Origin of the sequence: Streptomyces sp. CA2R106 (assembly GCF_037034245.1) — a bacterium.
GTDB lineage: Bacteria > Actinomycetota > Actinomycetes > Streptomycetales > Streptomycetaceae > Actinacidiphila.
Map to the genome: position 1 here is coordinate 217,965 of NZ_JBAGKC010000008.1, position 13,138 is coordinate 231,102.

A 13,138-nucleotide genomic window follows, 5' to 3' on the forward strand; every position below is an offset into this window, starting at 1 on the left:
CCGGTTTCAGCCGCGGAGGGCCTGGACCGCGGCCTCCAGCCGCTTGCCGTAGTCGGGGTCCGCAGCGCGGAAGTTGCCGATCGCGCGCGCGACGATGTCTGCACGCGAGACCTGCGCGAGCGCGCCGGCGAGGTTGTCGATCAAGCGCGCCCTGGCGTCCTCGTCGAGCATCCGGTAGAAGTCCCCGGCCTGCACGAAGTCGTCGTCCTCGGCGTGCGCGGGCGCGGCGGCGTACTGCGTGGCGCCGGTGAGCGCGGTGGACTCCCACAGCGGGCGGCCGGTCTCGGCGGGGCCGCCGAAGCTGTTCGGCTCGTAGTTCCTCGCGCCCTTGTGGCGGCCGTCGTACAGGTGGCCGTCCCGGCCGTAGGTACGCGTCGTCGTGGCGTGCGGGCGGTTGACCGGGAGGTGGTCGGCGTTGATGCCGACGCGGTAGCGGTGCGCGTCACCGTAGGCGAACAGCCGGCCCTGGAGCATCTTGTCCGGGGACGGGCCGATGCCGGGCACGAAGTGCGCGGGGCTGAAGACCGACTGCTCGACCTCGGCGAAGACGTTTTCCGGGTTGCGGTTCAGCTCCAGGCGGCCGATCTCGACCGGCGGGTAGTCCGCGTGCGGCCACACCTTGGTGAGGTCGAACGGGTTGAAGCGGTACGTCGCCGCGTCGGCGGCCGGCATCACCTGGACCTGCACGGTCCAACTCGGGTACGCGCCGCGCTCGATGGCCTCCCGCAGGTCGCGCTGGTGCGAGTCCGGGTCGCTCCCGGCCAGCCGCGCGGCCTCGTCGGGGGCGAGGTTCCTGATGCCCTGGTCGGTCTTGAAGTGGTACTTCACCCAGAAGACCTCGCCCGCCTCGTTGCTCCACTGGTAGGTGTGCGAGCCGTAGCCGTTGAGGTGGCGGTAGGAGGCGGGGATGCCGCGGTCGCTGAACAGCCAGGTCACCTGGTGGGTGGACTCCGGGCTCAGCCCCCAGAAGTCCCAGACGTTGTCCGCCTCCTGGGAGCCGGTGTACGGGTCGCGCTTCTGGGTGTGGATGAAGTCGGGGAACTTCAGGGCGTCCTTGATGAAGAACACCGGGGTGTTGTTGCCGACGAGGTCGTAGTTGCCCTCCTCGGTGTAGAACTTCACCGCGAAGCCGCGCGGGTCGCGCACCGCGTCCGCCGAGCCGAGGTTGCCCGCCACGGTGGAGAACCGCAGGAACACCTCCGTCTCCTTGCCGACCTGCGACAGGAACGCCGCCCGGGTCCACTGCGACACGTCCCGGGTCAGCGTGAAGGTGCCGTACGCCCCGGCGCCGCGCGCGTGCACCACCCGCTCCGGGATGCGCTCGCGGTTGAAGTGGGCGAGCTTCTCCAGCAGGTGCTGGCTCTGCACCAGGACCGGACCGCCGGGGCCGGCCGTCTCGCTGTTCTGGTTGTCCGCGACGGGCGCACCCGACTCCGTGGTCAGCGGACCCGTCTCCTGAGCAGTCACCTGATGCCTCCCTGATCTCGCTTCGTCCCTCGGCCACCGCCGTCCTCACCATCGGTGCCGGACTCGATCCTACGATAGACATTGTCTAAGTCAAGACCTGAGTCATTCATGGATGAGATCCGCCCTCTGGACCCCGACTGTTAAGCTGGCACGCATGAGCGACCTGTTGGAACGACTGCGCGAGCGCGGCTGGCGCATGACCGCGCAGCGGAGAGTCGTCGCCGAGGTGCTCGACGGTGACCACGTGCACCTCACGGCCGACGAGGTGCACGCGCGCGCCATCTCCCGGCTCCCCGAGATCTCCCGGGCGACCGTCTACAACACCCTCGGCGAGATGGTGAGCATCGGCGAGGTCATCGAGGTCGCCACCGACGGCCGCGCCAAGCGGTACGACCCGAACGCCCACCGCCCGCACCAGCACCTGGTCTGCGCCAACTGCGGCACCGTCCGCGACGTGCACCCCACCGGCGACCCGCTCACCGCCCTCCCCGAGCAGGAGCGCTTCGGCTTCACCGTCTCCTCCGCCGAGGTCACCTACCGCGGGCTCTGCCCCGACTGCGCGTAGGGTCCGTCGTCCGGATCTCCGCGGCGTCGCGCCGCACCCCGATCAGCTCCGCCAGCCTGCGCACCGCCGGCTCGGTCCTGGTCCGCCCGATCCACAGCGTCTCCGGCGGCACCTCGTGCGGCACCCGCAGCAGCGCCTCGAACACCTCCCGGGCCACCCCGGGGTCCGGATCATTGGCCAACGGCCCGAGCAGCGGCACCAGTTCGCCGGGCCTGGCCAGCCGCCCCACCGCCCGCGCCGCGGCCCGGCGCACCCCCGCCCGCGGGTCCCGCAGCACCCTGGCCAGCAACTCCACGTCCGCGGCGTCCCCGCACTCCCCCAACCCCGCGGTGAGCCCCGCCAGCAGCCCCGGCCCGGCGTCCGCGGACTTCACCGCCTTGCGCAACTGCTTGCGGTAGACCTCCGCGGGCGGCTCACCGCGCTGGTAGAGCTTCCACCGCGCCTGCGCCCGCACCATCCTGGCCCGGTCCGCCAACGGCGCCACCAGCCGCGTGGCCGGCACGTCCGCGGGCAGCGCCGAGACCGCCAACTCGCGTACCCCCGCGCCGCTCGCCCATAACAGCCGCCCGGCCTGCTCCGGGTCCAGCTCCAGCAGCCGCTGCGCACACATCCGCCGGCACGCCTGGTCCGCGTCGTGCAGCGCCGTACGCAGCAGGTCGCCGCGGACGTACTCCCCCAGGTCCAGCGCCAGTTCCACCCCGAAGCGGCGCACCCGCGGGTCGGGGTGCGCCGCCAGCGCCCGTACCGCCCGGCGCTGCGCCGGCTCGGCCAGCACCGCCCGGTACTCCGCGAGCAGCCCGCGCGCCCGCCGCCGCCCCGCGACCCGCAGCAGCACCCCGACGACCGCGGGCGCCTCGTCCGGCGCCGTCCGCGAGCGCAGCGCGACCCGCGCCCCCGCGGCGACCTCCGGCACCCAGTCCGCCGCCCGCACCGCCAGCGCCGCGGCCGGCAGCGGGCCCCCGAACGCGGCCAACGCCTCCACCGCCGCCTGCCGCACCCGCCCGTCCGCGTCCAACGCCCCCACCAGCCCGCCCAGCAGATCGGCCGGCAGAAAACCGGTCGGCCCCGGCCCCGCCACCCGCGCGACCCGGTCCAGCCGCGTCAGCAACTCCGCCGGCGCCCGCCCCAACGCCTCCACCGCCGCGGCCCGGCTCTGCGCCGGCCCCCGCGCCGCCGCCTCCCTCAACCGCCCCCACAACACCCGCGCATCCTCATCCCGCCGCCCCTCCCGTACCCCCTCGCACCACGCACCCCACCGCGCCGCCTCCGCCGCCCACTCCGCGGAAACGCCCACCCCCGCTACCCGACGCCGTCTGCGCAGCAACCCCGCCTCCCGGCCTTGCGCGACTCTCCGCCCCCATCGTCCCGCCCCACCCGTCCCCCGACCAAGCAGCTTCACCCGGACTTTGCCCGAACAACACGTAAGCCCGAAAGCAGTTGCTTTCGGGCTTACGTCCTACGTGGTAGCGGGGACAGGATTTGAACCTGCGACCTCTGGGTTATGAGCCCAGCGAGCTACCGAGCTGCTCCACCCCGCGTCGTTGTGCCTTCACCATACCCCGCCCCACTCACCCCACCAAATCCATTCCCCCCGGCCCGCCAACGGACGGGGTCGTCAGGCGAAGCGCCGAGGCAGGGAATCGCGAAGCGCCCACCCACCAGCCGCGGAAGACCCGTCCCTTGCCCAGGGGCGCGTGGGCCCCTCCCCGGCGAAGCTCCGGGAGAGAACGGCGTGACCAGCCCGCCCGCCGGCAGGTGGTCCGGGAGCAGGCGGCTGCGGGCAGCCCGGGCGGACCGCTCAGGCTCCTCACGCGGTGAGTTCGTGGGAGACCGCCGCCGTCAACCGCGCGGCGCGCTCCGCCACTTCGGGCGGCCCGCAGTCGATCGCCCGGGCACACCAGGACTGCGCGGCGGGCAGATCCCCGCGCCGCGCCGAGAGCAGCGCCATCCGCAGCGCCGCCCGCCCGTGCCCCGCCTCGGCCGCACGGGCCCACCACAGCGCGGCCTCGGGCTCGCTCCCCTCCCTCGCCAGCAGCAACCCGAGGTTGAACGCCCCGTTGCGCGAGCCGGCCTCGGCGGCGAGCCGGTACCAGTGCGCGGCCTCGACCACGTCACCCCGCTTGGCCGCCCCCATCCCGAGCCGCACCTGGGCACGGCGGTGCCCCTGGCGCGCCGCCCGCTTGTGCCACTCCTCCGCCTCCCCGGCGGACTCCGCGGCACCCTCCTCGCGGCCGTCGAGCAGCGCGCCGAGCCGGAAGGCCGCCTCGGCGCTGCCGCCGCCGGCCGCGCAGCGCAGGTGGCGCTCCGCGGCGTGCTGGTCGCCCTCGCGCTGGAGGGCGATCGCGACCTGGAGCGCGGCCTCGGCGTGGCCGGCCGCGGCGGCGCGCTCGTACCAGCGCCGCGCGGTGGCGTCCTCGCCCCGGGAGGCGTGCAGGATGCCGAGGTTGAAGGCCGCGTCGATACTGCCGGCCTCGGCCGCCTTGGAGAACCACGGCTCGGCGCCGGCCGCGTCCCCGCGCTGGAGGAGCAGCACGGCGACCGCGTTGGCCGCCTCGCGGTGCCCGGCGTACGCGGCCTTGCGGTACCACTGCTCGGCCTGCGTGTCCCGGCCGTTGCCGGCGCAGAGCAGTCCGAGGTTGTACGCGCCGTTGACGTCGCCGGCCTCCATGGCGGTGCGGTACCAGCGCTCGGCGGTCTGCGTCTCGCCCTCCTGGGCGTGCAGGGCGCCCAGCGCGTTCGCCGCGTTGCCCTCCCCGGCCTGGGCCGCGCGCCGCCACCAGGTGGCGGCCTGGTCGAGGTCCCCGGCGTCGCGCAGCAGGAAGCCCAGCGCGCAGGCGGCGCGCGCCTCACCGTCGCGCGCGGCCGTCAGGTACCAGTGCTCGGCCTCCTTGAGTTCGCCCCGCTCCTCCAGGAGCGTGCCGAGCCGGAGCGCGGCCCGGCGGTGCCGCTTGGCGGCGGCCTGCCGGTACCACTGCTCGGCCTCGCGCTCCTGGCCGCGGACCGAGCAGATCCGCGCCAGCCGGTAGGCGGCCTCGCGGTGGCCCTGTTCGGCGGCGACGCGGAACCAGCGCTCGGCGGCGATGTCCCGCTGGTGGTCGAGCAGGTCGGCGAGGGCGTACGCGCCCAGCGCGTGGCCGGCCTCGGCGGCCTGGCGCAGCCAGTAGTCGGCGCCGGGCTCGTCGCCGCGCTCGCGCAGGTGGCGGCCGAGGGCGTGGGCGGCGGGCGCGGAGCCGGCGACGGCGGCGATCCGCCACCATCCGGCGGCCTCGTCGGCGTGCCCGCGCTGGTGCAGCAGCAGGGCGAGGTTGTTGGCGGCGGCGCGGTCGCCGTCCCGGACGGCGCCCCGCAGGTAGGGCTCCGCCCCGTCGAGGTCGCCGCGGCGCAGCAGCAGGGTGCCCAGCGCGCTCATCGCCCGGGCGTCGCCGGCGTCGGCGGCGGACCGGTGCCGGGCCTCGATCTCGGCCTCCTCGCGCATCGCGAGGGTGTCCTCGTCGGGCAGTTCGGTGAGCAGGGGCGGCACGGCGGTCGAGGCGTCGTCGGGTACGGGCGCGTCCTGTCCCGTGGACTCGCCGCTGCGGGGCGCCGGCAGCAGTCCGGCCACGGTCATGGCCTTACGGCCCGTCGGCTCCCGCTCCTCGCGGTTCTGACGAGTGTTCAGCAGACCTGCACCGTCCCCCATAAGCCCCATCGTTGCACCACCTGTCAGCGGCGTACACCTGGTATACCGCACCCCGCTTGGTCACTTCGGCGTTTTATCGACTTCCCGACAAGACGCTAGACCAAACACCGTAAACCCGAGGTCACACAAATGAGTGAAGTGACCCGAACTTCCTTGACCGCACGCCTGGTTGCCATCCGCTAGACGCGGCCCTCGGCAACCGGCCTGCGGGCATGAAAAAACGGCCTGAGGTCCGTTGAGACCCCAGGCCGCCTTGGTAGCGGGGACAGGATTTGAACCTGCGACCTCTGGGTTATGAGCCCAGCGAGCTACCGAGCTGCTCCACCCCGCGTCGTTGTGGATCAACCGTACCACGGCGCGGGACGTCACCTGATCAGCCCGCCTTCGAAGGCGTGGCCGGGGACTTGGCGAGGTTGACGGCCGCCGCTCCGGCCGCCTCCTCCGCCCGCCGCGCCTCCTGGAGCGCCCTGCCCAGCCGCCGCTGGGCCGTGCCGTACGCCGTCCAGTCGTCCTTGCGCAGGGCCGCCTGCGCGTCGTCGTACGCCTTCTGGGCCTTCGTCAGCGCCGCCTCCACCCCGGGGTCCGCCGACGCGCCCGAGGGAGCCGCGGAGGAGCCGCCGGAGCCCTTCGCGGCGGCCTGCGCCGAAGAGGCCGGCTGCGTCGTCGGCGTCGTAGATGTCGTCGGCGTCGTAGGTGTTGGCGCCGGCGTCGCATCGCTGGTGCCGAACACCGCGTCCAGCGCCTCGTCGAGGGTGTCGTCGAAGGCGGTGCGCCCGTTGAAGCTGACGAACACCTTCTTCAGCAGCGGGTAGTCGATGTCCGCCCCGCGCAGGTAGACCGGCTCGACGTACAGCAGCCCGCCGTCCAGCGGCAGGGTGAGCAGGTTGCCGTACTCGACGGTGGAGTCCTTGCCGCGCAGCCGGGAGATCTGCTGGGCGTAGCCGGAGTCGAACTTGCTCTGCACCAGTCGCGGCCCTTCCACGGGGTCGTTCGTCGGCGTCTCCAGCAGTCGTATCGTCCCGTAGTCGGGGCTGGTCGCGTCGGAGTCCACCGCGACGAACGCCGCCAGGGTGCCGCGTTTCTTGGGGGTGAAGGTGGAGGTGAGCGAGAAGCGCGGCGTGCTCTGGCCGGGCATCTCCAGGCTCAGGTAGGACGGCGGCGCCGCCTTGCCCGACTTCGACGCGGAGTTGCCCGACACCTGCCAGACCTGGCTGCCGGTGGAGAACTGCGCGGCCTTAGTGACGTGGTACTGGGTGAGCAGTTGCCGCTGCACCGTGAACAGGTCCTCGGGGTAGCGCAGGTGTGCCATGAGTCCCGCCGGGATCGTGCTCTTGGACCGCACTGTGTGCGGGAACGCCTTCATCCAGGTCTTGAGCACCGGGTCCTGGGTGTCCCACTGGTAGAGCGTCACCTTGCCCGTGTAGGCGTCCACGGTGGCCTTCACCGAGTTGCGGACGTAGTTGACCTGGTGCTGCCCCGACCCCTGGCCGCCGCCGGCGCCGAGCGTCGTACGCGAGGAGTACGGGTACTCGTCGGTGGTGGTGTAGGCGTCGACTATCCACACCACGTGCTTGCCGACCACCGCCGGGTACGGGTCGCCGTCGATCGTCAGCCAGGGCGCGACCGCCTCGACGCGCTGCTTGGGGGTGCGGTCGTACAGGATCTGCGAACCGTGCCCGATGGCCCCCGAGTAGAGGATCTTCGGCTCGCCGAAGGTCACCGCGTACGCCGCCCTGGTGACCGGGTTGTCGAGGCTGACCCCGCCCTTGCCGCGGTAGGTGGTGGTCACCTCGTGCTTCTTGCCGGCGTAGTCCAGCTCCTTGGTGGGGCCGCCGACGATCGAGTACTGCGTGGTCTGCTCGCCGAAGTAGATCTGCTGGGTGTAGGAGCCGAGGTCCCCGGCGGTGGGCAGGCCCTGCTCGGTGTAGACCGGCTGCCCGGTGAGGTCGACACCGCCGGCCGTACCGGAGCCCGCGGCGGCCGCGGTGTCCGCGGCGGTGCCGTTGCCGGTCACGGTGGTGCCTTCGGCCGTCACGACGCCGTAGCCGTGGGTGTACTTGAAGTGGTCGTTGATCCAGTTCTTCTCCGGGATGCCCTTCACGTTGAGCTCCCGGACGCCGACCACGGTGTCCTGCTCCCTGCCGTCCACCGTGTACCGGTCGACGTCCAGGGTGGCGGGGAAGGAGTAGTAGCTGCCGGACTGCTGGGTCTGCTGGAAGGCCGGGGAGACGACGTCGGGGTCCAGCACCCTTATGGAGGCGGCGGTTCCGGCGTCGGTGCGCAGCTTGGCGTCGGACGCCTTGCTGGTGCCCTTGTAGTCGGACTCCACGGTGCCGTCGATGCCGTAGGCGGCGCGGGTGGCGTCGATGTTGTGCTGGATGTACGGCGCTTCCTTGGCCGCCTCGTCGGGCTGGACCTGGAACTTCTGCACGATCGCCGGGTACAGGCCGCCGATCAGGATCGCGGAGAGCAGCATCAGGCCGAAGCCGACGGTCGGCAGCGTCCAGGTGCGGCGCCAGGGCGTGGTGAAGAAGAGCAGCGCGCAGATCAGCGCGATGCCGAACATGATCGTCTTCGCCGGCAGGTAGGCGTTGGCGTCGACGTAGCGCAGGCCGGTCCAGTCGTCGGTGGCCCTGATCCCGCTGGACTTCACCGCCAGCGAGTAGCGGTCCAGCCAGTAGGCGACCGCCTTGAGCGCGACGAACAGGCCCAGCAGCACCGACAGGTGGGCTGTGGCGGCGGCGCCGGCCCGCGCGCCCGGGGAGGTGATCCGCAGGCCGCCGTACAGGTAGTGCACCAGCGTGGCTGCCACCAGGGACAGCACCAGGGCGGCGAAGCCGAAGGCCAGCAGGAAGCGGTACCAGGGCAAGTCGAAGGTGTAGAACGAGACGTCCTTGTGGAACTGCGGGTCCTTGGTGTGGAACGGCGTGGAGTTGGCGTACAGCAGCCACAGCCGCCAGTGGGCGGCGGCCGATCCGCCGGCGAGCAGCCCGGCCACCGTGCTGACGGAGAGCAGCACCCAGGTCCGGTACGGCGCGATCCCGGTGCGGTACCGGTCGAGGTTCTGCTGCTCGGCCGACATCGCGCCCGGCAGCGGGCGCAGCCGGTACGCCAGGAACATGTTCACGCCGACCGCCAGCGCCATCAGCAGCCCGAAGGTGCAGAAGAGCGCGGCCCGGGTGCCGGCCAGGGTGCGGAACACCGACGCGTAGTGCACCGACCTGTACCACAGCAGGTCCGTCCAGAAGCCGGCGAACATCACGAACGCGACCATCAGCGCCGCCAGCACGCCCGCGGTGACCAGCAGCGCACGGGCTCTGCGCGACGGGCGGCCGACGGGGAAGCGAGGTGCGAACGCCCCTCCGCCCGCGTCGCGTTCCGGCATGTCGAATACCACGGTGCGCACCTCGAACTGGTCGCTGGTCTCGGGCGCCCCGGGTCGGACCCCCATAGGGTGCAACTTCTCGACGCATTGGCCGGTTCCCGATTCCGGCCGGAGAAGGGGGAGGATACTGACATGTCCAACACTGCGACCGAAGGTGCGCCGCTCGCGGCGAACCCCCTGACCCGCGCCGTCCTGGAGATCGACACCTATGCGGCGGGCCTCGGCTGGGACCGGCCCGCGCGGCTGTTCGCCCTCGTCGACACCGCACAGCTGCGCAGCCGCGAGCCCGCGCTCGCCGACCAGCTCGGGCTGGCCGACGCCGACTCCGCGGACGCCGGCCTGACCCCCATCGAGCAGGACGAGCTGCCCGCCGGCCAGGCGCTCGACGAGTTCCTGGCCACCATCGCCTGGCCGGATGTGATCGCGGGCTGCGCGCTCACCGTGGAGCGGCTGATGCTGCCGCCGTCGGCGGAGGCGGCGATCCCCGCCGGCCTCGACGGCAAGGCGCTGACCGCCTGGGTGGCGGCGCACCCCGAGCGCCAGGAGGTGCGGATGACGGTGGGGGTGCTGCGAGACGGCAGCCGCGAGTCGGCGGTGCGGCTGCGCGAGAAGGACTCCGCGACGGAGGTGCTGACCGGCAAGGACCTGGTGCCGGGGCTGGCGGACGCGCTCAGCGCCACGTTCGAGGAGTAGGGCCCGGGGAGGGCGCCACCGCACCGGCGGCCGGCGCCCTGGAGGCCGGCGCCCTGCCGGTCAGCTCTTGCAGCTCGGCAGCTTCGAGGTGGCGCCGCTGCGGATGTCCTTGAGCGCCGCCATGGCGTCGTCCAGGGTCTTCACCTTGACCAGGGTGAGGCCGCTGGGGATGTCCTCGGCGGCCTCCTCGCAGTTGTCGGCCGGGGTGAGGAAGTACTTCGCGCCCTTGTCGCGGGCACCGATCGTCTTGAGGCTGATGCCGCCGATCGGGCCGACGTTCCCGTTGTCGTCGATGGTGCCGGTGCCGGCCACGAACGCACCGCCGGTGAGGTCCTCCGGGGTGAGCTTGTCGATGATGCCGAGCGCGAACATCATGCCCGCGCTGGGGCCGCCGACGTCCGCGAGCCGGATGTCGATGGTGAACGGGAACAGGTGCTCCACGCCCGCCGTGATGCCGACGACCGCGCGCTTGGTGCCGGTGTCGTCGGAGGTGCGGGTGGTGATCGTCACCTGCTGGACCGGCGGCGACTTCTTCTTGACGTCGGCGGCCCGGACCACGGTGAACACGGTCTTCTCACCCGGGGAGTGCTTGGTCACGAAGGTCGCCACCTGGTCGGCCGCGCTGACCTGGTGGCCGTCCACCGCCTTGATCACGTCGCCGGCGTGCAGCAGGCCCTCGGCCGCGCCGCCCTTGACCACGCTGGAGACGATCACCCGGGACTGCACGGGGATCTTCAGCTCCGCCAGGGCGGCGACCTTGGCGCTGTCCTGGGACTGGCTGAACTCCTCCGCGTTCTCCTGGTCGGCCTGCTCGGCGGTCTGGCCCTGGGGGTAGATGGTGTCGTGCTCGACGACCTTGTCGTCGTGCCGGGCCCAGCCGAGCACCGCCTCCACGAGGTTCATCCGGTAGTCGGCACCGGTGACGCGCACCGTCGTCATGTTCAGGTTGCCGGTGGTGGGATACGTCTTGTGGCCGGAGATGTCGATGACCTTGTCGCCGCCGTAGCTGCCCAGGGTGTTCACCGTCGGCCCGGGTGACATCTCCGCGTACGGCGTCGGGGTCACGAGCGCCACGCACAGCAGCGCTATCAGCGTCAGGGTCGAGGCGAGGAGCGTCGCGGTGCGGCGTGACATGCCCCGACCCTACGGGACCGGTCCGACAACCGGCCCGCGGGGTGAGTCCCCTTCTCCGTCCACGACGACGTCCCTGTCGGCCGCGCGCACAGGGGCGCCGGCGGCCGCGCTCGGCACCGCCGCGGTGGCCTGCATGGCCTGCCGGAACCGCTCGTATCCGGCGAGCGAGGCACCGTCCCCGGTGCGGCGCCGGCGGACGGCCCAGCGGGCCCAGATGGCGGCGGCGACCGCCGCGGCCACCGGAATGAGCAACCAAGTGAGTGCTGCCACTGCGAACTCCCCGATCCCGTATGGCCCAAACGAGGTTAATCAGACCTATGAGCAGATTAACCACGCGGTAGGTCAACGTTCGGCCGGGGCGCGGGGTTACGCAACCGGAAGTACCACTAACGGGCGGTGCCCGGTGGTCCCGGCCGACAGGGGCCCCTGGTGCCGCGGGGCGCTACGCGCCGACCCAGGTCTGCTCGCCGTCGGAGAACGTCTGCTGCTTCCAGATCGGCACCTCGCGCTTGAGGTCGTCGATGAGGCGGCGGCTGGCGGCGAACGCCTCGCCGCGGTGCGCGCAGGCGACGGCGACGACCACCGCGATGTCCCCGACCCGCAGGTCGCCGACCCGGTGCACGGCCGCGAGCGCCCGTACGGGGAAGTCCGCGGCGACCTTCTCCGCGACCCGGCGCAGCTCCGCCTCGGCGGTGGGGTGCGCGGAGTACGACAGGCCCGTCACCTGGGCGTCGGGGCGGCCGTCGTGGTCGCGGACGGTGCCCACGAACAGTGCGGTGCCGCCCGCGGCGTCGTCACCGACCGCGGCGAGGACCTCGTCGACCGACAGAGGCGTGTCGCGGATCGCGAGGAGCCGTACGGCGGGCAGGACTCCGCCCAGGGGCGCGGACTGCGACGGACCGGCCGACTCGCCGGGCGTACCGAACACGGGTGCCATGCCTTTCATCCTGCCTCACAGTCCGCGGCGGCGGCGTGCGCTGCGCACCACGGCCGCCGCGCCGATCAGGGCGACGGTCGCGCCCGCGGCGCCGAGGGTGGTGGCGTCCTTGCGGCCCAGGCGGCGCCCTGCGACGGAGTTGCGTCCCTCGACCTCGGCGAGCAGTTCGGCGAGCACCTCCTCGTTGGACCACTGGGGCCGCCACCCCGCCTCGTACAGCTTGCGCCCGCTGACCACCCAGGGGTGCATGGTGTAGGCGAGGTCCCCGGCGGGCGAGGGGGTCAGGCCCAGGCGGTGCAGCCGGGACGCCGCGCCGAAGGCGACCGCGGCCGGCAGTTCCATGCGGCGGATGCCGGACAGCTGCTCGATCTCCTCCTGCTCCAGCCAGCCGTCGCAGCCGACCGCCATCTCGCCGTCGACCTTCTCCAGCACCGCGAACTCCAGCGCCGACACCAGGTCCTCGACGTGGCAGAACTGCCAGCACGGGCGGCTGCCGGCCACCACCAGCAGCCGGGGCGACTCGAAGTAGCGGGTCAGCGCGGTGTCGGTGTCGCCCACCAGGACCGCCGGGCGCAGGATCGTCACATTGAGGCCCGGGTGGGCGCGCGGGGCGCGCCGGCCCAGCCGCTCGATCTCCAGCAGGTCGTCCACGAAGCTCGCCTCGGAGGTGGCGCGCAGCGGCGCGTCCTCGGCGAGCGGCACGTCGTTGTCGGCCTGGGCGCCGTAGACCATCGCCGAGGTGCACAGCACGACGCGGTGCACCCCGGCCGCGGCGGCCGCGGTGAGCACGGTCTGGGTGCCGCGCACGTTGAACGCCGAGCGGGCCTTCGGGTCGGACTCCAGGTCGAGGTCGAGCGCCAGGTGCACCACGACCGACGCGCCGCGCAGCTTCTCGGCGATCGCCGGGTCGCGTACGTCCAGCACCCGCCAGGTCGCCCCGGGCACCTCGCCGCGCCGCTCGTCGATCGCGACGACCTTCCTGACCTGGTCGGACTCGGCGAGCCGCAGGGCCAGCGCGCGCCCCACCCCGGAAGCCGCGCCAGTGATCGCGACCACCGGCCCGGACCCGGCCCGACCGGGACTCCGCTCTGGGCGAACGTGTGCTTCTGGGGAACTCACCGGGTGTCTCCCACGGTTGTCTCAGATACGTACAGCGCCATCCTGCCGGACAGGTGTCTACGCTGGAGGTAGAGCCCACCACACCGGGCCCGGTGTGCGAGAGTTCCTGCTCCGCCGCACCGGCGACGGCCGGGGGGCAGGCCCGACCACGAACCGGCC

At 72.8% G+C, this 13,138-nt stretch carries 10 protein-coding genes and 2 tRNA genes; 2 read left to right on the forward strand and 10 right to left on the reverse strand.

The window, feature by feature from the left end; translation table 11 throughout:
* Positions 1 to 6: 6 nt before the first annotated feature.
* Positions 7 to 1,467, reverse strand: coding sequence for a catalase (locus WA788_RS14875; RefSeq protein ID WP_335977324.1), 1,461 nt, complete (start codon positions 1,465 to 1,467; stop codon positions 7 to 9).
* Positions 1,468 to 1,621: 154 nt separating this feature from the next.
* On the opposite strand from WA788_RS14875, the gene WA788_RS14880 reads away from it, so the two are divergent.
* On the forward strand, positions 1,622 to 2,032 hold the full coding sequence (locus WA788_RS14880) for a Fur family transcriptional regulator (RefSeq protein ID WP_335977326.1): 411 nt from the start codon (positions 1,622 to 1,624) through the stop codon (positions 2,030 to 2,032).
* Here WA788_RS14880 and WA788_RS14885 read toward each other — a convergent pair.
* The 5 genes from WA788_RS14885 to WA788_RS14905 all read right to left on the reverse strand — a co-directional run bounded on the left by WA788_RS14885 (position 1,998) and on the right by WA788_RS14905 (position 9,162).
* Complete coding sequence (locus tag WA788_RS14885; protein ID WP_335977328.1) at positions 1,998 to 3,233, reverse strand: HEAT repeat domain-containing protein; 1,236 nt, start codon at positions 3,231 to 3,233, stop codon at positions 1,998 to 2,000. The genes WA788_RS14880 and WA788_RS14885 overlap by 35 nt on opposite strands.
* Positions 3,234 to 3,493: 260 nt before the next feature.
* Positions 3,494 to 3,570 (reverse strand) — tRNA-Met (locus WA788_RS14890).
* Between the two features lie 269 nt (positions 3,571 to 3,839).
* Complete coding sequence (locus tag WA788_RS14895) at positions 3,840 to 5,711, reverse strand: tetratricopeptide repeat protein (protein ID WP_443034032.1); 1,872 nt, start codon at positions 5,709 to 5,711, stop codon at positions 3,840 to 3,842.
* A gap of 254 nt (positions 5,712 to 5,965) precedes the next feature.
* Positions 5,966 to 6,042: transfer RNA gene (locus tag WA788_RS14900), tRNA-Met, on the reverse strand.
* A gap of 42 nt (positions 6,043 to 6,084) precedes the next feature.
* Positions 6,085 to 9,162: a UPF0182 family membrane protein gene (locus WA788_RS14905; RefSeq protein ID WP_443034033.1), complete on the reverse strand. Its 3,078-nt coding sequence runs from the start codon at positions 9,160 to 9,162 to the stop codon at positions 6,085 to 6,087.
* A gap of 66 nt (positions 9,163 to 9,228) precedes the next feature.
* On the opposite strand from WA788_RS14905, the gene WA788_RS14910 reads away from it, so the two are divergent.
* Positions 9,229 to 9,789 (forward strand): PPA1309 family protein, encoded by a 561-nt coding sequence (locus WA788_RS14910; RefSeq protein ID WP_335977331.1) that lies wholly within the window; start codon positions 9,229 to 9,231, stop codon positions 9,787 to 9,789.
* 60 nt (positions 9,790 to 9,849) lie between these two features.
* Here WA788_RS14910 and WA788_RS14915 read toward each other — a convergent pair whose 3' ends face one another.
* The 4 genes from WA788_RS14915 to WA788_RS14930 all read right to left on the reverse strand — a co-directional run bounded on the left by WA788_RS14915 (position 9,850) and on the right by WA788_RS14930 (position 12,979).
* Entirely contained in the window at positions 9,850 to 10,923 is a 1,074-nt protein-coding gene (locus tag WA788_RS14915; RefSeq protein ID WP_335977334.1) for a YlbL family protein, read from the reverse strand.
* A gap of 9 nt (positions 10,924 to 10,932) precedes the next feature.
* On the reverse strand, positions 10,933 to 11,193 hold the full coding sequence (locus WA788_RS14920) for a hypothetical protein (RefSeq protein ID WP_335977336.1): 261 nt from the start codon (positions 11,191 to 11,193) through the stop codon (positions 10,933 to 10,935).
* 172 nt (positions 11,194 to 11,365) lie between these two features.
* Complete coding sequence (locus WA788_RS14925) at positions 11,366 to 11,869, reverse strand: molybdenum cofactor biosynthesis protein MoaE (protein WP_435172955.1); 504 nt, start codon at positions 11,867 to 11,869, stop codon at positions 11,366 to 11,368.
* 6 nt (positions 11,870 to 11,875) lie between these two features.
* Positions 11,876 to 12,979: an SDR family oxidoreductase gene (locus tag WA788_RS14930; protein WP_335977342.1), complete on the reverse strand. Its 1,104-nt coding sequence runs from the start codon at positions 12,977 to 12,979 to the stop codon at positions 11,876 to 11,878.
* Positions 12,980 to 13,138: the final 159 nt, after the last annotated feature.